The organism is Pseudomonas sp. 18058, from assembly GCF_902706155.1.
Lineage (GTDB): Bacteria > Pseudomonadota > Gammaproteobacteria > Pseudomonadales > Pseudomonadaceae > Aquipseudomonas > Aquipseudomonas rustica.
The window spans coordinates 21,133-42,458 of sequence record NZ_CACSJY010000043.1 but is presented as its reverse complement, the minus strand read 5'-3'; the positions used below and the strand labels follow the sequence as shown (position 1 = coordinate 42,458).

Below are 21,326 nucleotides of genomic sequence, written 5' to 3'. Positions count from 1 at the left end.
TCATAACCGCAAGGAGAGTGCGATGAGTGACGAGCAAGCGCTGCTGCCCAAACCGAGCCAAGAGGTTCGTCAATGGGCGATGTTTTGTCACTTGTCCGCTTTGCTGGGAATCTGGATTCCGTTCGGCAACCTGATCGGGCCGTTGATTCTCTGGCAGATGAAGCGTGAAAAGGATCCGTTTATCGATGCCCAGGGCAAAGAGGCGCTGAATTTTCAGATCACTGTCGCGATTGCGTCGTTGATCTGCTTCCTGCTGATGCTGTTGCTCATTGGCTTCGTCCTGATCGTGATACTGGGCATCGGCGCACTGGTGCTGACGATCATTGCCGGGGTGAAGGCCAACGAAGGCTATCCGTACCGGTATCCGTTTACCTGGCGGTTGATCAAGTAGGCTCGCGGGCCTGACGGGCGGAGTGCGCAATGGCTCAGCCGGTCTTTCCTTCTATCGAGCAGCAGACCGAGGAATGGCGGATGAAACCCGCCGCCGTGCTGACGGATCTGCAATCGACCGGCGCTGCGGTGTTCCGCTGGCAGCGTTCATCCACAGACAGCTATCACTTTGAACGTACTGAACCGCGCGAGCATGTTTTGCTCAGCGTGATGCTTGCGCCCATGCAGTCGCGCGCCGCTGTTGGCGGCCGGCAGGTGTGGGATGGGCAGATTCACAGCGGTCAGGTGCGATTGCTGCAGCCCAGCCAATCCGCGAGCTGGGACACTCGTAGCGCCTTCAACATCCTCCATGTGCATTTGCCAATGCCGGCGTTGACCGCTGCGGCGCAGGAGCAAGGATTGAGCTTCGCCGGATTTCGCGGAACGCATCAGCCGCTGTATCAAAACGACAGAGTGGCTCATTTGCTGGCCCGGCAATTGGCGCTGTCCATCGGTGACAACAGTCGGGGCGCCCGTGAGCAGGCGGATCTAAGCGTTCAGGTATTAATTGCTCATTTATTGAACAGTTATGAACTTTCGAGCACCCAGCCAAGAGTTGCCAGCCAAGGCCTGATGGATGCCTTGCGCTACATCGAGCGTCACCCTTGCGAAAAACTCTGCATTGCCCGGTTGGCGGCGATTGCGGCGATGAGTGAATTCCACTTCGCCCGTGAATTCAAACGCGCCTTTGGCACTTCACCGCATGCCCACGTACTTGCCGTACGCCTGCAACGGGCGCGCAACGCTTTGGAAAACTCCGCCAAGACTGTTTTAGAGGTTGCCCTGGAAAGCGGATTTGCCGATTCCAGCCATTTCGCCCGAGTCTTTCGTAAAGCCTATGGCATCAGCTCGACGGATTTTCGCCAGTCCCGATAAAACTCGTGAGCAAGAAAGTACCGGCAATTGAGCAAGGATCGGCGCGACGTCAGCTCTGCCCTCGTTGAACACTGTCCGCACTTCAACGACACGGAGCCAGCCAATGGCACACCTCGGACACGCTGTGCGCGACTATCGCCTGCAACTCATGTACTCGCTGATGGATCGCGAAGGCTTTGATGCTTTGCTGTTCACCCAGGCCGACTTCTTCCAGTTCGCGACCAACTTCAATACCGACGTCGAGACGTGGGAGCGGCCGATTCTGTGCGTTGTACCGAGGAATGGCGCGCCGTTTGTGATCGCTCATGAGCTATCGACGCATCATTGGCGATTTACTAAAGAAGCCGGGCATCTATGGATCGAAGATGCGCGTTTGTATGCCGAGCATCCGCGTGTGCAAAATCGCCTGCCCTTGGTCAGTCAGTGGAGTGAGCTGGTCGCACAGTCGTTGCGCGATGCCGGGCTGCATCGGTCGCGCATTGGCGTCGACGCGATCACGGCGCCGTTGGCTCGCGTCGGTACTTTGCTGCCATCGTTGGTGCTGCAAAACGCGACCGAAGAGTGCCGCACGTTGCGGCTAGTCAAGCATGCCGAAGAGATCCAACTGATGCGCGAAGCCTGTGCGTTGACGGATTGGTTGCAGGATCGCTACCGGGAAAACATCCGCCCCGGACGGCTGGTTCAGGAGCTGGACATGAGCATGGCCGCACTGTTTGTCGAAGAAGCGGCTAATCGTTTCCCCGGTGAGGATGTGCAGTGCATCGAGTTTTTCACCCTGTCCGGCCCGGCGAGCTGTGCACCCCACGGCGATGGTCGGCAGTGCGGCGCGCGGATCGAGAAGGGTCATGGTCTGGTGAACATCATCATTCCGCGCATCAACGGTCTGATCATCGAGAACGAGCGCACCTGGTTTTGCGGCAAGCCTTCGCCGCGGCAAATTCAGTTGTATGAGGCGGCGCGGGAAGCCAATGAAGCGGCGTGCGAAGCGGCGGTGACGGGCAATCCGGTTTGCGCGATAGATGCGGCGGCTCAAGGGGTTTTCGAACGGCATGGAGTGGCGGACTTGATCATCCATCGCACGGGCCATGGTCTTGGGCTGGTCGGCCATGAGTTTCCCCACGACATGGCGTTCAATACGCGACCGCTGATGAGTGGCGAAGTGTATTCGGCTGAGCCGGGGATTTTTCAATGGGGGCTGGGTGGCTTTCGGATCGACGACACGGTGGTGATTGGCGACACGCCAGACATCCTGACGCGCGCGCCCCGAGACATCTCCAGTCAGACAATTCTCTGATTGATAAAAATGCCCGTGTTTCACCTACGGGCATTTACATGAATGCAACGGGATTAGTTTCTTTGGGATGTAGGATTAATCTATTGCCGATGAATGGTAGTCATCTAGTTATATAATTTTCGCTCTTACATGTTTAGTCACAACTGCGCTGCCTTGGTGCTGGCTCCGTCCTTGGCATCGGCAATCGACGATTGTTAAAGTTGCCCGGCGTTATGTTTCTCTTGAAATATTTCGATATATTCAAGCCATCGAAGGTTCTTGAATTCCACAGCAATCAGTGTTGAGACAATCAGCCGATTCGCGGCGCGCGCTCAGGAAAAGAGCTCGTCCCTGAATATAGCCAAGAATAATCAAAATGATTCAGCTCGATTTTTACGGAACACTCGTGGCCGCTTCCTTAGTACTTTTGCTGGGGCGTGGTTTAGTTACTCGCGTTGGATTTCTGCGCAATTACAATATTCCCGAACCGGTTGCCGGGGGTCTGGTAGTCGCATTGGTTCTGTTGTTAATGCGAACGCTGGATATTGAAGTGCGCTTCGATACTTCGCTGCAAACGCCTTTGATGTTGGCGTTCTTTGCCACCATTGGTTTGAGTGCAGACTTCGCCAGCCTGAGAAAGGGCGGGCGCGTTGTTGGGATCTTTTTGGTGGCAGTCGCCGGGCTGCTGGTGGTGCAGAACGCGATGGGCGTTGGCCTCGCCACTCTGCTCGGACTTGACCCGCTGATGGGCCTGTTGACCGGTTCGATCACTCTGGCGGGCGGTCACGGTACCGGCGCGGCGTGGGGCACGGTGTTCAGTGAGAAATACGGTTTGGCTTCTGCCTCTGAACTGGCGATCGCCTCGGCGACTTTTGGTCTGGTGCTGGGCGGTTTGATTGGTGGGCCGGTGGCTCGCCTGTTGATCAAACGGGTTGAGGTGCCCGGTTGCCAGAATCAGCAAGCGCCACGGCTCCCCAAGGGTTTTGAACAGCCGAACAAAGAGCGCTCGATAACGCCGTTTTCATTTATCGAAACACTCGCCCTGATCGCGGTTAGCCTGCTGGTCGGCAATCTGCTGAACGGTTGGCTGCAAGGCAGTGCGCTCGAGTTGCCGACCTTTGTTTGTGTGCTGTTTGTCGGTGTGTTGCTGCGCAACGGCCTCTCGGCGCTGGGCCTGTATCAGGTGTTCGAGCGGGAAGTGTCGGTGCTGGGCAATGTCAGCCTGTCGCTGTTCTTGGCGATTGCCTTGATGTCGCTGAAGCTGTGGGATCTGGCGGCGCTGGCGTTACCGATCTTCATCATTCTGGCGGTGCAGACATTGGTCATGGCGCTGTTTGCGATTTTCGTGACGTTCCGCATGATGGGCCGCAACTACGATGCGGCGGTGCTGGCCGCAGGGCATTGCGGTTTTGGTCTCGGTGCCACGCCGACGGCGATCGCCAACATGCAGGCGGTGACGCAGCGTTACGGGCCTTCGCAGATTGCGTTTCTGGTGGTGCCGATGGTTGGTGCGTTCTTCATCGACATCATTAACGTCATCGTGATCAAGCTGTATCTGGCCCTGCCGATGTTTGTCGCGCTCTGAGGTTCAGCCCGCTTTAGGCTAGCGCACAAAAAATGCCCGTATCTCGCGATACGGGCATTTTTTTGACTGCGATTCGACGCTTAGATGGTCAGCGTCCAGTCGTAGTCGACGATCAGCGGCGCGTGCTGCGAGAACCGTGGCTGACGCGGCAGACGTGCGCTGCGTACAAAGCGGCGCAAGCCCGGTGTCAGGATCTGGTAGTCGAAGCGCCAGCCCAGATTGAGCATCTCGGCCTGTTCGTTATCCGGCCACCAGCTGTACTGGTCGCCTTCACGGCTGACTTCGCGCAGGGCATCGACATAACCCATGTTGCCGACAATCTCGTCCATCCAGGCGCGTTCCGGCGCCAGGAAGCCCGGGGATTGCTGGCTGTCGCGCCAGTTCTTGATGTCGAGCTTCTGCTGCGCCACGTACAGCGAGCCACAATAAATGTACTCGCGGCGTTTGCGTCGCTGTTTGTCCAGGTACTTGCCGAAGTCGTCCATGAGCTTGAACTTCTGGTTCAAGTCCTCATCGCCGTTCATCCCCGAAGGGAGCAGCAAGGTGGCAATACTGACTTTGTCGAAATCTGCTTGCAGGTAGCGCCCGTAGCGGTCGGCCGTCTCGAAACCGAGACCGCTGATGACAGCCTTCGGTTGCAACCGCGAATACAAAGCCACGCCGCCTTGGGCAGGGACTTCAGCATCGCAGGCATAAAGGAAGTAGCCATCCAGTTGGAAGGCTGGGTCATCCAGTTCAAAGGCGGAGGCACGGGTGTCCTGCAGGCAGATGACGTCGGCATTCTGAGCTTGCAGCCAACTGAGCAAACCGCGCTCGACTGCCGCCTGAATACCATTGACGTTCACACTGATGATCCGCATAAATGGCCCCAAAAATCGCGTGCGTGTATGATACACGGCGTCAAGCTAATTAGCTAAATCCGTGGTATTTGGGGTTTTTTTCATGCAAGCGTATCAGCGCGATTTCATTCGTTTTGCCATCGATCGCGGCGTTTTGCGCTTCGGTGAGTTCACCCTGAAGTCCGGGCGCACCAGTCCTTACTTCTTCAACGCCGGCCTGTTCAACTCGGGCTCGGCCCTGGCGCAGCTGGGGCGTTTCTACGCTGCAGCCATCGCCGAAAGCGGCATTCCCTTCGACGTTTTGTTCGGCCCGGCCTACAAAGGCATCCCGCTGGCGGCAACCACCGCCGTCGCGCTGGCCGAGCATCACGACCGTGATCTGCCTTGGTGCTTCAATCGCAAGGAAGCCAAGGCCCACGGCGAAGGCGGCAGCCTCGTTGGCGCGCCGCTGACCGGCGACGTGCTGATCATCGACGACGTGATCACTGCGGGCACCGCGATCCGTGAAGTGATGCAAATCATTGCTTCGCAGGACGGCGCCAAGGCTGCCGGCGTGCTGATCGCGCTGAACCGTCAGGAACGTGGCAACGGCGAGTTGTCGGCGATTCAGGAGGTCGAGCGTGATTTTGGTATTCCGGTGATCAGCATTGTTTCGCTGAATCAGGTGCTGGAGTTCCTCGCGGATGATCCACAGCTCAAGCAACATCTGCCAGCCGTGGAAGCGTACCGCGCCCAGTTTGGCGTCTGATACGACATCATTCTGTAGGAGCTGCCGGAGGCTGCGATCTTTTGATCTTAAAAACAGAATCAAAAGATCGCAGCCTTCGGCAGCTCCTACAGGGGTTTCGATTCAGCGCAGGTTTCTCCATTTTTTCAGCAGTTTCAGGGTCAATCCTGCGTTGATCAGTGCAAACGCCAGCAACGCCGCAACCACCATCACGTACAACGTGCGATCCACATCAAAATCCCACAGATCCAGCGTGCTGCTGCGAATAATCCCCACCGCAGCCGGCAAGTTGACGTAGAACAGCGCCGCAAATGCGCACGTCAACGGCAGCGCCCGCCCGAAAAAAGCTTCGCGAACCTTGTCCCTGCTGCGTTTTCGGTTCAGCGGCCCCGACTGGTATTCATCCAGTGCCAACGCTTCACTGAGCGCCGGCCATGCCAGGTTGAACAGGAAGGTGGTCAGGGTCAGCAGCAAGCCACTGACCGCGACGATGTCACTGAACGGCATTCAGGCCCAGCGTTGCGCAGAGCAAGGCGTGGCTGTCCTCGCTGATCTCGAACTGCTCGGCGCTGCCCTTGCGCTTGGTGATGGGTTTGAAAGTCGGCTCGTTCTGGGTGATCAGCATGTTCAGCTCATCGCGGATCACGTCCGAACTGATGACCACCAGAAACACGGTTTGCGCGTATTCAGCCGTCTCGATCACCGCACGCATGCTGTGCTGGAGGATGTCGTCGAGCTGATTGCGAAAGCGCGACACCGTGTTTTTCAGCAGGGTTTTGCTTTGGCTTTGAGTCAGCTGAAAGATCGTCGAGATCTGCGATTCAGTCGGCAAGGTCTGCCCGAAATAGCTCTGAATGAGGTAGAGCAGACGATCCTGCTTGGCCTCGTCAGCGCGGCTGGGCATGCCGCCCTCGACCAGCATTTTCAGGTATTCGGTCAGGCTGGCCTTGGCGATGCGCTGCAAAGCGTGGGTGATTTCCGCGTCACCAATGCGCAAGGTTTTCTTGACCGGTTCCTTTTGTTCCAGCTCAAAAGCGTCGGCGTCGATCGTGAACGAGATCTGCATGGCTCAGGCGCTCCGAGTTATTTCCCGCTGGTTTCCGGGTATGGATCCTGAGGCGCATCGCCTTGGCCACTGAGGACTTTCCAGCCCTTGAGCGGGTGCGAGGCTTCCGTGAAGTCAGGGCAGGGCGGCATCGATGATTGCGACGGGCCCGAATACTCTCGGCCGCAGTCCACGCAGGCGTAGGTGCCAGCCGAAATGTCACTGCCGTAAGGAACGCTGTCTTTTTGCATGGGTAAATCTCCGGTGGATGAAGGGAAGATCCTAGGGAGATTTGTTCGGTTGGAATGTCGGACGTTTCGCTGAGTTGTGTCAGACATTTCTTGCGCGCATAAAAAAGATCGCAGACTTCGTCAGCTCCTACAGGGATTTCGCACAAACGAAATCCGCTTTTGTAGGAGCTGCCGCAGGCTGCGATCTTTAGCCTTTCAGCAATCAGTGACGCTTGCGATTACTGATCAGCGTACCCACACCGGTATCAGTGAAGATTTCCAGCAGGATCGCGTTCGGTACACGACCGTCGATGATCAACGAGCTACCGACGCCGCCCTGAACCGCTTCCAGCGCGCAACGGATCTTCGGCAGCATGCCGCCGTAGATGGTGCCGTCAGCAATCAGATCGTCGACCTGCTGCGTGCTCAGGCCGGTCAGCACGGTGCCCGACTTGTCCATCAGGCCGGCGATGTTGGTCAGCAGCATCAGCTTTTCAGCTTTCAGCGCTTCGGCGACTTTGCCAGCCACCAAGTCAGCATTGATGTTGTACGACTCACCGTTGGCGCCGACGCCGATTGGCGCGATCACCGGGATGAAATCACCTTTGACCAACAGGTTGAGCAAGTCGGTGTTGATCCCGATGACTTCGCCCACGTGGCCGATGTCGATGATTTCCGGCTGGGTCATCTCCGGGGTCTGGCGGGTAACGGTGAGCTTTTTCGCACGAATCAGCTCGGCGTCTTTACCGGTCAGGCCGATGGCGCTGCCGCCGTGGCGGTTGATCAGGTTGACGATGCTTTTGTTGACCTGACCGCCCAAGACCATTTCCACAACGTCCATGGTCGCCGCGTCGGTGACGCGCATGCCATCGACGAAGTGGCTTTCGATCGACAGGCGCTTGAGCAGATCACCGATCTGCGGGCCGCCACCGTGCACGACCACCGGGTTGATGCCCACGGCTTTCATCAGCACGATGTCGCGGGCGAAGCCGGTTTTCAGCTCCTCGCTTTCCATCGCGTTGCCGCCGTATTTGATCACCAGGGTCTTGCCGACATAACGTCGGATATAAGGCAGCGCTTCGGACAGGACCTTGGCAGTGTTGGCGGCGGCATCGCGTTCGAGGGTCATTCAGGGCTCCGGGTGGATCAGAACGGTAGTTGGAGATCAGGTGCAACACGTTTCAATTGGGCGTGGAACACGTCCTTGATGCGCTGCAATTCAGCCTCGTCATCGGCCTCGAAGCGCAGCACCAGCACCGGTGTGGTGTTGGACGCGCGCACCAGGCCCCAGCCTTTGGCGTAATCGACTCGCACGCCGTCGATGGTGGTCAGGTCAGCGCCTGCGCCCCACTGTGCGTCGTGCAGTGCATCAATGATGCTGAATTTGCTCTCTTCGGTCACATGGATATTGATTTCCGGCGTAGAAATATCGTTCGGGAAGGTCGCAAACAGCTCTTCCGCAGTGGATTTTTCCTTGCTGAGGATCTCCAGCAGCCGCGCGGCGCTGTAGATGCCATCGTCGAAACCGAACCAGCGCTCCTTGAAGAAGATGTGCCCGCTCATTTCACCGGCCAGTAGCGCACCGGATTGTTTCATTTTCTTTTTGATCAACGAATGACCGGTCTTCCACATTAGCGGACGGCCGCCGTATTCCTTGATCAGCGGTACCAGTCGACGGGTGCATTTGACGTCGAAAATGATCTCGGCGTCCGGGTTGCGCGCAACCACGTCACGGGCGAACAGCATCAGCAGACGATCCGGGTAGACGATGCTGCCGGTGTTGGTCACCACGCCGACACGGTCGCCATCGCCGTCGAACGCCAGGCCGATGTCGGCGTTGGTTTCCTTGACCTTGGCGATCAGGTCGACGAGGTTTTCAGGCTTGCCCGGATCCGGGTGATGGTTCGGGAAGTTGCCGTCGACTTCGCAGAACAGCGGGATGACTTCGCAGTTCAGCGCTTCGATCAGTTGCGGGGCGATCACGCCGGCCGCGCCGTTGCCGCAGTCGACCACTACTTTCATGCGCCGCGCCAGTTTGATGTCCTGGACGATTTCGGTGTTGTAGCGGTCGAGGATTTCGACTTGGGTAACGCTGCCGGTGCCGCTGCTCAGATTGTTGGTCTTGATGCGCTCATGCAGCACCTGAATCTGTTCGTTGGCGAGGGTGTCGCCGGCGATGACGATCTTGAAACCGTTGTAGTTCGACGGGTTGTGGCTGCCGGTGAGCATCACACCCGACTTGCCGGCCAGCACGTTGGCGGCGTAGTACAGCGCTGGCGTCGGCACCAGGCCGACATCGCTGACATGGCAGCCGCTTTCGGCGATGCCGCGAATCAGCTCGGCAACCAGCTCCGGGCCGGACAGGCGACCGTCGCGACCGACGGATACATTCGGCTCACCTTGAGCGAGGCTCTGCGAACCGATGGCGCGGCCGATCCAATAAGCGGTTTCGGCATTGAGGAATTCCGGCACGGTGCCGCGAATGTCATAGGCGCGGAAAATGCTGTCGGGCAGCTTCGGGGCGATCTTGGCTGGGGTGCTCATCTACGGAAATGCTCCATCTCGAAAGTGGCGGGACAGACCGACGAATCGTTCGACGGCAGGCACAAACTGAAGGGTATGACGGCGTTTTCCACAGAGAGTTCGTGGTATGAAAGGGCCATGACGCCTCGGCTGGCGTGGCTTTCGGCCGGCAAAACCTTGATTTACGGTGTTAAAACCTGTCGCACAAATTGCACAAATTTCTCTTCTGTAGGAGCTGCCGAAGGCTGCGATCTTTTGACTTTGTTTTTTAAGATCAAGATCAAAAGATCGCAGCCTGCGGCAGCTCCTACAGGAGATGTGTTCGGTTATTTTGTGCCGGTATGGCCAAAACCGCCGGTGCCGCGCTCGGTTTCGACGAACTCTTCAACCATTTCGAAGTGCGCCTGTACCACCGGTACCAGCACCAGTTGCGCCAGACGTTCGCCGACGGTCATGGTGAAATCGCTCTGGCCACGGTTCCAGCAGGACACCATCAGCGGGCCCTGGTAGTCGGAGTCGATCAGGCCGACGAGGTTGCCCAGCACGATGCCGTGCTTATGGCCCATGCCCGAGCGCGGCAGGATCAGCGCGGCGAGGTTCGGGTCGCCGATGTAAACCGACAGACCGGTGGGGATCAGCACGGTTTCACCCGGCTTGATCACGATGTCCTGATCCAGCATGGCGCGCAGGTCGAGGCCGGCGGAGCCCGGGGTGGCGTATTGCGGCAGCGGGAAATCGGTGCCGATGCGTGGGTCGAGGATCTTGGCTTGCAAAGCGTGCATGTAAATTAAACCTGGTTCAGACGTTCGGCGATAAAAGTGACCAGTTGGCGAGCGATCTTGCTCTTGCTGGTCTGGGCGAAAACCGTGGCGTGCAGCTCACGGTCAATCACGCTGCAGGCGTTTTCTTCGCTGTTGAAACCGATGCTCGGGTTGGCGACGTCGTTGGCGACGATCAAATCGAGATTCTTGTCCTTCAGCTTGCGTGCAGCGTAGTCGAGCAGGTGTTCGGTCTCGGCGGCAAAGCCGACACTGAACGGACGGTCGGGACGGGTCGCGATGGTGGCCAGAATGTCTGGATTGCGCACCATTTGCAGGACGAAGCCATCACCGCTCGTGGGATCTTTCTTGAGTTTTTGCGGGGCGATGACTTCCGGGCGGTAGTCCGCAACCGCTGCCGAGGAAATAAACACGTCGCACGGGATCGCCGATTCACACGCCGCGAGCATGTCGCGGGCGCTGACCACGTCGATACGCGTGACGCGATCTGGGGTCGGCAAGTGCACCGGGCCGCTGATCAGCGTGACGCGGGCGCCGGCTTCAACCGCTGCTTCGGCGAGGGCAAAGCCCATTTTGCCGGAGCTGTGGTTAGTGATGTAGCGCACCGGATCGATGTTTTCCTGAGTCGGGCCGGCAGTGATCACCACATGTTTGCCGGTCAGTGCCTGGCGCTGGAAGCAGTCTGCCGCGCACTGTGCGAGGTCGGTGGCTTCCATCATCCGGCCCATGCCGACGTCGCCGCAGGCTTGACTGCCCGAGGCCGGGCCGAAGGTCTTCAGGCCACGGCTTTCCAGGAGTTGCAGGTTGGCCTGGGTCGCCGGATCGCGCCACATCGCCTGATTCATGGCCGGCGCGACAGCGACGACAGCGTCAGTGGCGAGTACCAGCGTGGTCAGCAAATCGTTGGCAATGCCTTGCGCCAGACGCGCGAGCAGGTCGGCGGTGGCCGGGGCGATCAGCACCAGATCGGCCCACTTGGCCAGCTCGATGTGGCCCATCGCGGCTTCGGCGGCCGGGTCGAGCAAGTCGAGGTGCACCGGGTGGCCGGACAGCGCCTGCATGGTCAGCGGGGTGATGAATTCGGCGCCGCCGTGGGTCATGACCACGCGCACTTCGGCGCCCTGATCGATCAGGCGACGAACCAGATCGGCGCTCTTGTAGGCCGCGATGCCGCCGCCGACGCCCAGAACGATGCGTTTCCGATACAGCCGCTGCATAGGTCTGCCTTTCATTTCGTGGGTGACATACGTGACGAAACCCCCTCCCCAGGGTGAATCCGCCCGCAAAAAAGATGGGCTAAGATATCACAGCGACCGCTACGGAACAGCGGCGCCCACAGACAGGGAAGTGCTATGAGTATTCGTGATTGGCCCGCGGCTGAACGCCCGCGGGAAAGGTTGTTGGAACAAGGTGCGGCGAGTCTTTCGGATGCGGAACTGCTGGCGATTTTCCTTCGTACCGGCGTGCCGGGGAAAAGTGCGGTGGATCTGGCGCGGCATTTGTTGAGTCAGTTCGGCAGCCTGCGTTTGTTGCTTGAGGCCGATCAGGACGCATTCAGCAAACAATTGGGTTTGGGCCCCGCAAAGTACGCGCAGCTGCAAGCGGCGCAAGAAATGGGCAAGCGGCATCTGGCCGAACGCTCGCGCGAGAAACCTGCGCTGGAAAATCCACAGGTCGTTCGTGATTATCTCAAAGCCATGCTGAGGCATGAGCCGCATGAGGTGTTCGGCTGTCTGTTTCTCGATTCAAAACATCAGGTGCTGAATTTCGAGGCCTTGTTTCGCGGCTCGATCGACAACACCAGTGTGCATCCCCGGGAAGTGGTGAAGCGTGCGTTGGCTAACAACGCGGCGGCGGTGATCCTCTGCCATAACCATCCGTCGGGGAACACGGATCCGAGTCAGTCAGATCGGTTGCTGACCAAGCGACTGCAGAAAGCTTTGGATTTGATTGATGTGCGGGTGCTCGATCACTTCATCATCGGTGACGGCGAGCCACTGTCGATGGCGGAGTGTGGCTGGATGTAACTTCCACTCCCTGTAGGAGCTGCCGCAGACTGCGATCTTTTGATCTTAAAAAACAAAATCAAAAGATCGCAGCCTGCGGTAGCTCCTACAGGGGGATCGGTTATTTGAGGTTGACCTTGGAGTAGTCCTGGCGGCCGAACGGGCTCACCGAATACCCCTGCACGTCTTTGCGCGTCAGCGCGTAAGCGGTCGGGTGCGCCAGCGGCAACCACAACGCCTGCTGCTGAATCTGCGCCTGCGCCTGCTCGTACAGCTTGGTGCGTACACCTTGTTCGCTGGTGGTCTTGCCGGCGCTGATCAGCTTGTCCAGATCGGCGTTGCAGTAGCGCGCGAAGTTAGTCCCCGACTTGACCGCAGCGCAGGAAAATTGCGGCGTCAGGAAGTTATCCGGGTCGCCGTTATCGCCCGCCCAGCCCATGAACAACAGATCATGCTCGCCAGCCTTGGCGCGACGAATCAGCTCGCCCCACTCGATCACGCGGATTTCCGCCTGAATACCGATCTCTGCCAGATCCGACTGCAGCATCTGTGCGCCGAGGCTTGGATTCGGATTGAGCAGGCTGCCCGACGGACGTGTCCAGATAGTGGTCTGGAAACCATCCTTCAAACCAGCCTTGGCCATCAGCGCCTTGGCTTTGGCGATGTCGTGCGGATAGCCCGGCAGGTTCTTGGCGTAGCTCCAGGTGTTCGGCGGGTAAGGGCCGTTGGCTGCTTCGGCGGTGTCTTCAAACACAGCCTTGATGTAGTTGGCCTTGTCGAACGCGAGGTTGATCGCCTGACGCACTTCCGGCTTGTCCAGCGGCGGATGCTGGCTGTTGATGCCAACGAAAGCGGTCATGAACGCGTCAGTCTTTTCGACTTTTAATGTCGGTTCTTTCAGCGCGGCTTGTACGTCGAGTGGCTTCGGCGACAGGGCGATCTGGCATTCATTGCGTCGCAGCTTTTGCAGGCGCACGTTGGCGTCCGGGGTGATGGCGAAGATCAGCGGATCGACCGCAGGCTTGCCACCGAAGTAGTCCGGGTTGGCCTTGTAGCGGATCGCCGCGTCTTTCTGGAAACGGTTGAATACGAACGGGCCGGTGCCGATTGGCTGGCTGTTGAGCTTGTCCGTCGCGCCGGCCTTCATCAGTTTGTCGGCGTATTCGGCGGAGTAGATAGAGGCGAAGCCCATGCTCAGGGTCGCCAGGAACGTCGAGTCCGGGTGATCAAGGGTGAAGCGCACGGTTAGCGGATCGAGGGCGTCGATCTTCTTGATCAGTGCTGGCAGTTGCATCGACTGCGCGTGCGGGAAACCGCTCTGGGCGACTTTGTGCCACGGGTTCGCCGGGTCGAGCATGCGGTCGAAGCTGAATTTAACGTCTTCAGCGGTCAGCTCGCGGCTCGGCTTGAAGTAATCCGTCGTGTGAAATTTCACCTGCGGATGCAGTTTGAACACGTACGTCAGGCCATCGGTGCTGACTTCCCAACTGTCGGCCAGGCTCGGCACGACTTTGCCGCTGGCGGTGTCGAAGTCCACCAGACGGTTCATCAGCACGTCGGCCGAGGCGTTGGTGGTGGTCAGCGAGTTGTATTGCACCACGTCGAACCCTTCCGGGCTGGCCTCGGTGCAGACGCTCAGCGCGGCGGCCTGGGCCAGAGGGCTCAGCAGGAGCGGGGCGAGCAACAGGGGTAGGGCAGCGAGGCGCATGGTCGGTTTCCTTTTACAGATCGAAGGCCCATCTGCAAGTGCAGTCTGGAAAAGGCCTACCCTAGAGGGCTGGATTACAAATGACTATCCCCTTTTTGCATTTTAAGGGCACAGTGATGGCGGTTTTTCAGACCACGGCGCTGCGCAAAAAGTCTGAAAGCCGTGTGCAGACGATTTTCTTCGACGAGTGGTAAAAACCGGTGCCGGCCTTTATCCAAAGCGTTCTCAGGTCGAAAAAGCGCCTTTTTGTGGATTGATTGCACACGGAAAGTTGTTGCACCCCGGTCTTTCTGGTATAAAGCAGCGCTCTTTTCTAGGGGCCCGGTTCCTTCACTGTAGGTGTAGCCGGTAAGACCTCTAAAGAAACGCGGCGCCTGGCGCCAAATGACTGAGAGATTAAGCGGCCAACCCATGCCGGGTTGGGCATGTGGTTTTAGAGGGCTGAGGCATGTCGAGAGTATGTCAAGTTACCGGTAAGGGTCCGGTGACTGGGAATAACATTTCCCACGCAAACAACAAAACCCGTCGTCGTTTCCTGCCGAACCTGCAGCATCACCGCTTCTGGGTTGAAGAAGAGAAACGTTTTGTGCGTCTGCGCGTATCTGCCAAAGGCATGCGTATCATCGACAAGCGTGGCATCACTGTCGTGCTCGCCGAACTTCGCCGCGATGGCAAGATTTAAGGGAGCTAATCATGCGTGAATTGATTCGTTTGATCTCGAGCGCCGGTACTGGTCACTTCTACACTACCGACAAGAACAAGCGTACTACCCCGGACAAAATCGAGATCAAGAAATATGATCCGGTTGTTCGCAAGCACGTGATCTACAAGGAAGGCAAAATCAAGTAATTGATTTTTCCCGACTTACAAAAAAGGCCCGTATCTCACGATGCGGGCCTTTTTTGTTGCCTCGAATATTTGCAGGCTGTCTGTGTAGGAGCTGCCGAAGGCTGCGATCTTTTGACCTTGATCCTTAAAAACAAGATCAAAAGATCGCAGCCTTCGGCAGCTCCTACAGGGGAGGGGTATGGATCAAGCCTTCTGTTCGAAAATCACATAAATCTTGCGGCAAGCCTCCAGCACTTCCCAGGTGCCTCGAAACCCCGCCGGAATCACAAATCGGTCACCCACACGCAACGTCTTGGCATTGCCCTCGCTGTCACGCAGCACCGACACGCCCTGCAAAATCTCGCAGTATTCGTGCTCGGTGTAGTTCACCGTCCACTGCCCAACCGCGCCTTCCCACACGCCAACGCCCATCTGCGCACAAGGGCTGTCGTATTGATGGAACACAGCTTGTTCAGGATCACCCTTGAGCACTTTCGCCGGATCCGGGCGATAGCGTTCGGCTTCGCTGCTGGTCAGGCTGATGTCGACGACGTTCTGGATGTTCATTGTTGTTATCCCCTGTGAATACGGCGCGATTGGCTGGAAAGGGCCAAAGTCTATGTTGATTAAAATCAACACCGCAAGGCCGTATGGCCACCTTATGTCAAATATATTGAAACAACCCCGGCCGCTGGTTTAGGGTGGCGGGTGCCTCTGGCCGAAAAACCGGCTGGCCGGGCAGAATTCTTGAGGACGCTGGCGAAGATCGCGCGGCGCTCGTATTCAACAAGCGGAGGACACTCGAAATGACCACCCTGACTCGTGCCGACTGGGAACAACGCGCCCGCGACCTGAAAATCGAAGGCCGCGCCTATCTCAACGGCGAATACACCGACGCCGTCTCCGGCGAGACCTTCGAGTGCATCAGCCCGGTCGATGGCCGTCTGCTCGGCAAGATTGCCAGCTGTGACACCGCCGACGCGCAGCGCGCCGTGGAAAACGCCCGCGCCACCTTCAATTCCGGCGTGTGGTCGCGTCTGGCACCGACCAAACGCAAAGCCACCATGATCCGTTTCGCCGGCCTGCTCAAGCAGCATGCCGAAGAACTGGCCCTGCTCGAAACCCTCGACATGGGCAAGCCGATCAGCGATTCGCTGTACATCGACGTTCCGGGCGCGGCGCAAGCGCTGAGCTGGAGCGGTGAAGCGATCGACAAGATTTACGACGAAGTGGCAGCGACGCCGCACGATCAGCTCGGTCTGGTAACCCGCGAGCCCGTCGGTGTGGTCGGCGCCATCGTGCCGTGGAACTTCCCGCTGATGATGGCCTGCTGGAAGCTCGGCCCGGCGCTGTCGACCGGTAACTCGGTGATCCTCAAGCCGTCGGAAAAATCCCCGCTGACCGCCATCCGCATCGCCGCGCTGGCCGTTGAAGCCGGCATTCCGAAAGGCGTGCTCAACGTGCTGCCGGGCTACGGTCACACCGTTGGCAAGGCGCTGGCCCTGCACAACGATGTCGACACGCTGGTGTTCACCGGTTCGACCAAGATCGCCAAGCAACTGATGATCTACTCCGGCGAATCGAACATGAAACGCGTCTGGCTCGAAGCCGGCGGCAAGAGCCCGAACATCGTCTTTGCCGATGCGCCGGATCTGCAAGCTGCAGCTGAATCCGCTGCCAGTGCCATCGCCTTCAACCAGGGCGAAGTCTGCACTGCCGGTTCGCGTCTGCTGGTCGAGCGTTCGATCAAGGACACATTCCTGCCGATGGTGATCGAGGCGCTGAAAGCCTGGAAGCCGGGCAACCCGCTGGATCCGGCCACCAACGTTGGTGCGCTGGTCGACACGCAGCAGATGAACACCGTGCTGTCGTACATCGAATCCGGTCATACCGATGGCGCCAAACTGGTCGCCGGCGGCAAGCGCATTCTTCAGGAAACCGGCGGTACTTACGTTGAGCCGACGATTTTCGACGGCGTGAGCAACGCGATGAAGATCGCTCAGGAAGAGATCTTCGGGCCAGTGCTGTCGGTTATCGCTTTCGATACCGCTGAAGAAGCCATCCAGATCGCCAACGACACGCCGTATGGCCTGGCCGCTGCGGTGTGGACGCAAGACATCTCCAAGGCGCACCTGACCGCCAAAGCGCTGCGCGCCGGTAGCGTGTGGGTCAATCAGTACGACGGCGGCGACATGACCGCACCGTTTGGTGGCTTCAAGCAATCGGGCAATGGCCGTGATAAATCGCTGCACGCGTTCGATAAATACACCGAGCTGAAAGCGACGTGGATCAAGCTGTAAGCCGCTAAAGGGAGCCTGATTCAATCAGGCTCCCGAACCATACAGAGATCCCTGTGGGAGCAAGTCTCTGTGGTGAGGGGATTTATCCCCGATGGGCAGCGCAGCGGCCCCAGAACCGGACAATGCGGATTTGCAGATACACCGCATACACAGGTTTTGCGACTGCTGCGCAGCCGATCGGGGATAAATCCCCTCACCACAAAGGCTCGCTCCCACAGTGGTTTTGTGGTGCACATAAAAATAATCCACAGGAGCGTGGAACATGCGTTGGGCGACGTATTTCGCCGTGTTGGCGTCTGTCTTGAGTGTCGGCCTGGCCCTGGGGGTCAGCATGCCGTTGGTGTCGTTGCGTCTGGAGGGTTGGGGCTACGGTTCCTTCGCCATCGGTGTGATGGCGGCGATGCCGGCGATTGGCGTGTTGCTCGGCGCGAAGATTTCCAGTCATCTGGCGGCGCGCTTCGGCACGGCGAACCTGATGCGCCTGTGCCTGTGGGCGGGCGCGTTGTCGATCGGCTTGCTGGCGTTATTGCCGAGCTATCCGATCTGGTTGGTGCTGCGCCTGATGATTGGCGTGATCCTGACCATCGTGTTCATCCTCGGCGAAAGCTGGATCAACCAACTGGTGGTCGAGAACTGGCGTGGTCGTCTGGTGGCGCTGTATGGCAGCAGCTATGCGTTGAGCCAGTTGTCTGGCCCGTTACTGCTGGGCGCGCTCGGCACCGAAGATGATTACGGTTTCTGGGTCGGCGTCGGCCTGCTGCTGGTTTCGCCGCTGCTGTTGTTGGGTCGCAGCGGTGCGCCAAGCAGTGAAGCGAGCAGCGTGACGTTCCGCGACCTATGGAGATTTGCGCGCGATCTGCCGGCGATTGCCTGGGCGGTGTCATTGTTTGCCGCGTTTGAGGCGATGATCCTGACGCTGCTGCCGGTGTATTGCCTGCAACAAGGCTTCACCGCCGAGATCGCTTTGGCGATGGTCAGCACCGTGGTGGTCGGTGATGCGTTGCTGCAACTGCCGATTGGCGCGTTGGCCGATTACCTGTCGCGGCGCACGCTGTTCGCGGGTTGCGCGGTGGTGTTGATGTTGTCGAGTCTGGCGATTCCGCTGTTGCTCGATACGCTGCTGATCTGGCCGTTGTGGGTGCTGTTTGGTGCCAGTGCTGGCGGGTTGTTTACGCTGTCGCTGATCTTGATTGGCGAGCGTTATCGCGACGATGCGCTGGTGCGGGCGAATGCGCATATCGCGCAGCTGTGGGGCGTGGGTTGTTTGATCGGGCCTTTGGCGGCGGGGGCGGGGAGCCAGTGGATCAGCGGGCATGCGTTGCCGCTGTTGATGGCGATCGGGGCGTTTGGGTTGGTGATTTTGCTATTGCGCCAAGGTGCATTCGGCCCGGTGACCGAGCCTGCGTAGAGCAAAAGATCGCAGCCTTCGGCAGCTCCTACAGGGGAATGCATTTCAAACTGTAGGAGCTGCCGAAGGCTGCGATCTTTTGCTTTTTAAAGCATGCGTTCCAGGCCGACGCTGGTGCTGAACCACGCATTAAACCGTCGCCACCAACTCCCCGGCTCCTTGGTCAGCGTATGCATCTGGCCATTGTCTTCAGTGACCCAGACAATCTGACCATCCTGCAATTTCGCCTGATAACTCAACGCCGGCGCCATACCCTGCAACGCCAACTCACGCACATGCTCAGCCAGCTCTGGACTGTCCACCAACACCCCGACCTCGGTATTCCACAACACCGAGCGCGGATCAAAGTTGAACGAGCCGATAAACGATTTCTGTCGATCAAAAATCATCGCCTTGCTGTGCAAACTCGAATCCGAGCCGCGAAACGACTTGCTGTAAAACACATGCGGGCCGCTGCCATCGTTATCCCCAGGCTGGCGCCGCAACTCATATAGCTTCACACCGTGTTCCAGCAGCGCCTTGCGATACGGCGCGTACCCACCATGCACCGCCGGCACGTCGGTGGCTTCCAGTGAGTTGGTCAGCAGGCTCACGGAAACACCCGCATCAGCACGCCCGGTCAGATAGACCAGCCCCGGTTGCCCCGGCACAAAGTACGCCGAAATCATGATCAGCTCTTTGCTGACGTTCTTCAGTTCCGGCGCCAGTTGCGTAGTCAGCAGCAAGTGCGGATCCGGCTCATCCTTGGCCAGTACCTTGCTCGGCGCGTCCCACAGCGCCTGATTCCACGCCCAGATCAGTTCGTTGCGCCAGATGTCCATACGCGGCTCGGTGGTGAAGGTCATCAACTGCTGATACAGCGCGTGATTCTGTTGGCGGGTTTCTTCCAGCGATTCTTCCAGGCGCGTGCGGGTGTTCTGCAAGTCCTTGGCCGACGGTTTGCTGGAGAGAAATTCATCGATCGGCTTGCTCAGCGCGCTGTTCCAGTACTGGTCGAAACTGTGCCCGAGCTGCTCGGCCACCGGCCCCATGCTGAGCATGTCGATGTCGGTGAAATTCAGGTTCGGCTCGGCATCGAAATACTCATCGCCCAGATTGCGCCCGCCGACGATGGCCGCGCTGTTGTCCGCCAGCCACAATTTGTTGTGCATGCGCCGGTGCTGCAACGACAGGTTGAACAGTCGCCCGGCCGCACGGGTGACGCCGGTGCTGCGGCCCAGATGCAGCGGGTTGAACAGACGTATCTGAATCTGCGGATGCGCCGCCAGCGTGGCGATGATCTGGTCGAGACCATCGCTGGTGGTGTCGTCGAGCAGGATGCGTACGCGCACGCCACGGTCGGCAGCCTTGAGCAGTTCCTCGACGAGCATTCGTGTGCTGACGCCGTCGTGGACGATGTAGTACTGCAAATCGAGGCTGACCTGCGCGTGGCGGATCAGCTCGGCGCGGGCAGTGAAAGATTCGGTGCTGTTGGACAGCAGGCGGAAGCCGGAGCGGCCTTCATACGGCGCGGCCTGAGCCTGAATCGAACGGCCAAACGCCGAGCTGCTGGCCGGCAAGGCCTGGCTGGGCTCGCGTTGCACATCGACACTGGCGCAGCCGGCGAGCGACAACACGAAGATCAGAAGCAGGAGAGGGCTGGATCGCAAGTCGGATCATTCCGCGTGTGAGTAGGGATCGGAGTATGGCACGGGTTATGACCGTCATCGGCGGCGTTTGATTCAGGAAAAATCTGCCGTGAGGAACCGCCCGGTTTGAGCGCTGTGTAGGCAATGGCCGACGGGCAGGAAAAGAGAATTTTTGAAGTAGGGCATTTCTCCTACTCCTGTCAGCTACGGCCTCAGGCGAATTTTCTCTGCGTGCTTTGTAACTTCGTCTTACATCGGAAACGGGGGCAAATCGCAATAATGGCCGGGCGTTGTCAGGCAGGAAATTTCGCTATTTTCCGCCAGACAAAGCGCTACTTGCTGTCGTCCTTTTAATTCTTACGGAACGAGAATTTCTCATGAAAAAGCTTTTCATCAGCGCCACGGTGGTGGCTTCGTTGTTGCCTGCTCTTGCCCTCGCAGAAAGTGCCAGCCTCACGGTTAGCGGCACGATTATTCCGACGGCGTGTACGCCGAGTTTTGCTGGCGGCAGCATTGTCGATCTGGGCAAGATTTCGGCGGCGGATCTGAACGCCGATGTACAAACAGAGCTGGGACTGAAAAACATCACCCTGAGCATGACCTGCAATGGGCAGGTGCCGGTCGCCGTGAAAGTGCACGACAACCAGGCAGCGACGCAGTTACAGGGCATTACCATCGATGGTCGTGCAGAAGATATGTACATCTACGGCATGGGCGCCGCCAGCGGGGTCAAGATTGGTGGTTACGGCTTGCGTCATGGCACACCCACGGTGGACAGCGCAGCCATGGCGCTGATGTATCAGCAAGGTGGTGGAATCGGCGGGCCGACCTGGAATCAACCGACCACGACGCTGGTGGCTAAAGACGCATCCAGCGGTGGTTATTTGCATTATTCCTGGGGACGTAGCATTGCTGAAGGCCCAAGCAACGGCCGCATCCACACCCTTCCAATGACACTGGTTCCAGTCGTCGGCCCGGCGAATGCGCTGCCTACAGGCTCGGACATCACTCTGGACGGCTCCGCGACGTTCGAGCTGGTTTACCTCTGAGTCCAGGGATGTCGTGAGCACACTCTCGACCTGATCAAACACGCGCCGCAGTCCTTGCGGTGCGTCGTTTTTCTGCGCCACAGGCGCACCTTT

The 21,326-nt window shown here is 58.6% G+C and carries 21 protein-coding genes and 1 pseudogene; 11 read left to right on the top strand and 11 right to left on the bottom strand.

The window, feature by feature from the left end:
- Positions 1-22 precede the first annotated feature (22 nt).
- The 4 genes from GVL50_RS21025 to gltS all read left to right on the top strand — a co-directional run bounded on the left by GVL50_RS21025 (position 23) and on the right by gltS (position 4,163).
- Entirely contained in the window at positions 23-391 is a 369-nt protein-coding gene (locus GVL50_RS21025; RefSeq protein WP_053125048.1) for a DUF4870 domain-containing protein, read from the top strand.
- A gap of 29 nt (positions 392-420) precedes the next feature.
- Positions 421-1,305 carry a helix-turn-helix domain-containing protein gene (locus GVL50_RS21020; RefSeq protein ID WP_159814950.1) on the top strand — a complete coding sequence of 295 codons (885 nt, stop codon included), beginning with the start codon at positions 421-423 and terminating at the stop codon, positions 1,303-1,305.
- 103 nt (positions 1,306-1,408) lie between these two features.
- Complete coding sequence (locus tag GVL50_RS21015; RefSeq protein ID WP_159814949.1) at positions 1,409-2,599, top strand: Xaa-Pro peptidase family protein; 1,191 nt, start codon at positions 1,409-1,411, stop codon at positions 2,597-2,599.
- Between the two features lie 355 nt (positions 2,600-2,954).
- Positions 2,955-4,163, top strand: a complete 1,209-nt coding sequence (gene gltS, locus GVL50_RS21010) for a sodium/glutamate symporter (protein ID WP_159814948.1) — start codon at positions 2,955-2,957, stop codon at positions 4,161-4,163.
- A gap of 80 nt (positions 4,164-4,243) precedes the next feature.
- On the opposite strand, the gene GVL50_RS21005 is transcribed toward gltS, so the two are convergent.
- Positions 4,244-5,023, bottom strand: a complete 780-nt coding sequence (locus GVL50_RS21005; protein ID WP_007920349.1) for an exodeoxyribonuclease III — start codon at positions 5,021-5,023, stop codon at positions 4,244-4,246.
- Between the two features lie 82 nt (positions 5,024-5,105).
- Here GVL50_RS21005 and pyrE point away from each other — a divergent pair, with 82 nt between their 5' ends.
- The gene (gene pyrE, locus GVL50_RS21000; RefSeq protein WP_008078597.1) at positions 5,106-5,750 is read left to right on the top strand and encodes an orotate phosphoribosyltransferase; all 645 of its coding nucleotides are present in this window, start codon (positions 5,106-5,108) and stop codon (positions 5,748-5,750) included.
- Positions 5,751-5,852: 102 nt separating this feature from the next.
- Here pyrE and GVL50_RS20995 read toward each other — a convergent pair whose 3' ends face one another.
- The 7 genes and pseudogenes from GVL50_RS20995 to coaBC all read right to left on the bottom strand — a co-directional run bounded on the left by GVL50_RS20995 (position 5,853) and on the right by coaBC (position 11,523).
- Positions 5,853-6,236 (bottom strand): hypothetical protein, encoded by a 384-nt coding sequence (locus GVL50_RS20995; RefSeq protein ID WP_159814947.1) that lies wholly within the window; start codon positions 6,234-6,236, stop codon positions 5,853-5,855.
- Positions 6,223-6,795, bottom strand: a complete 573-nt coding sequence (locus GVL50_RS20990; protein ID WP_159814946.1) for a hypothetical protein — start codon at positions 6,793-6,795, stop codon at positions 6,223-6,225. The genes GVL50_RS20995 and GVL50_RS20990 overlap by 14 nt, the downstream gene beginning before the upstream one ends.
- Positions 6,796-6,812: 17 nt before the next feature.
- Entirely contained in the window at positions 6,813-7,025 is a 213-nt protein-coding gene (locus GVL50_RS20985; RefSeq protein WP_159814945.1) for a hypothetical protein, read from the bottom strand.
- Between the two features lie 202 nt (positions 7,026-7,227).
- A complete protein-coding gene (argB, locus tag GVL50_RS20980) occupies positions 7,228-8,133 on the bottom strand; it encodes an acetylglutamate kinase (protein ID WP_053125034.1) in 906 nt (301 codons plus the stop codon).
- Positions 8,134-8,150: 17 nt separating this feature from the next.
- A pseudogene (locus GVL50_RS20975) lies at positions 8,151-9,527 on the bottom strand (phosphomannomutase/phosphoglucomutase); the annotation flags it as partial.
- 326 nt (positions 9,528-9,853) lie between these two features.
- Positions 9,854-10,309 (bottom strand): dUTP diphosphatase, encoded by a 456-nt coding sequence (gene dut, locus GVL50_RS20970; RefSeq protein WP_034152055.1) that lies wholly within the window; start codon positions 10,307-10,309, stop codon positions 9,854-9,856.
- Positions 10,310-10,314: 5 nt separating this feature from the next.
- Positions 10,315-11,523, bottom strand: coding sequence for a bifunctional phosphopantothenoylcysteine decarboxylase/phosphopantothenate--cysteine ligase CoaBC (gene coaBC, locus GVL50_RS20965; RefSeq protein ID WP_053125030.1), 1,209 nt, complete (start codon positions 11,521-11,523; stop codon positions 10,315-10,317).
- Between the two features lie 135 nt (positions 11,524-11,658).
- Between coaBC and radC the strand changes: the two genes are divergently transcribed.
- Complete coding sequence (radC, locus tag GVL50_RS20960) at positions 11,659-12,333, top strand: DNA repair protein RadC (protein ID WP_053125027.1); 675 nt, start codon at positions 11,659-11,661, stop codon at positions 12,331-12,333.
- Between the two features lie 100 nt (positions 12,334-12,433).
- Here the strand turns inward: radC and GVL50_RS20955 are convergent, their stop codons facing one another.
- Positions 12,434-14,020, bottom strand: coding sequence for an ABC transporter substrate-binding protein (locus GVL50_RS20955; RefSeq protein WP_053125025.1), 1,587 nt, complete (start codon positions 14,018-14,020; stop codon positions 12,434-12,436).
- Positions 14,021-14,468: 448 nt separating this feature from the next.
- Here GVL50_RS20955 and rpmB point away from each other — a divergent pair, with 448 nt between their 5' ends.
- Both rpmB and rpmG read left to right on the top strand, forming a co-directional pair.
- On the top strand, positions 14,469-14,702 hold the full coding sequence (gene rpmB, locus GVL50_RS20950; protein ID WP_007920377.1) for a 50S ribosomal protein L28: 234 nt from the start codon (positions 14,469-14,471) through the stop codon (positions 14,700-14,702).
- Positions 14,703-14,713: 11 nt separating this feature from the next.
- Positions 14,714-14,869 (top strand): 50S ribosomal protein L33, encoded by a 156-nt coding sequence (gene rpmG / locus GVL50_RS20945; protein WP_003177274.1) that lies wholly within the window; start codon positions 14,714-14,716, stop codon positions 14,867-14,869.
- A gap of 183 nt (positions 14,870-15,052) precedes the next feature.
- Here the strand turns inward: rpmG and GVL50_RS20940 are convergent, their stop codons facing one another.
- Positions 15,053-15,415 carry a cupin domain-containing protein gene (locus GVL50_RS20940; protein WP_159814944.1) on the bottom strand — a complete coding sequence of 121 codons (363 nt, stop codon included), beginning with the start codon at positions 15,413-15,415 and terminating at the stop codon, positions 15,053-15,055.
- Positions 15,416-15,654: 239 nt separating this feature from the next.
- On the opposite strand from GVL50_RS20940, the gene GVL50_RS20935 reads away from it, so the two are divergent.
- Together GVL50_RS20935 and GVL50_RS20930 are read left to right on the top strand one after the other, a co-directional pair.
- On the top strand, positions 15,655-17,148 hold the full coding sequence (locus GVL50_RS20935; protein ID WP_159814943.1) for an aldehyde dehydrogenase: 1,494 nt from the start codon (positions 15,655-15,657) through the stop codon (positions 17,146-17,148).
- A 262-nt stretch (positions 17,149-17,410) separates the two neighbouring features.
- Complete coding sequence (locus GVL50_RS20930; RefSeq protein ID WP_159814942.1) at positions 17,411-18,556, top strand: MFS transporter; 1,146 nt, start codon at positions 17,411-17,413, stop codon at positions 18,554-18,556.
- Positions 18,557-18,642: 86 nt separating this feature from the next.
- Here GVL50_RS20930 and GVL50_RS20925 read toward each other — a convergent pair whose 3' ends face one another.
- Positions 18,643-20,205, bottom strand: a complete 1,563-nt coding sequence (locus tag GVL50_RS20925; protein WP_159814941.1) for a phospholipase D family protein — start codon at positions 20,203-20,205, stop codon at positions 18,643-18,645.
- 356 nt (positions 20,206-20,561) lie between these two features.
- On the opposite strand from GVL50_RS20925, the gene GVL50_RS20920 reads away from it, so the two are divergent.
- Positions 20,562-21,233: a DUF1120 domain-containing protein gene (locus tag GVL50_RS20920; protein ID WP_159814940.1), complete on the top strand. Its 672-nt coding sequence runs from the start codon at positions 20,562-20,564 to the stop codon at positions 21,231-21,233.
- Positions 21,234-21,326 lie beyond the last annotated feature (93 nt).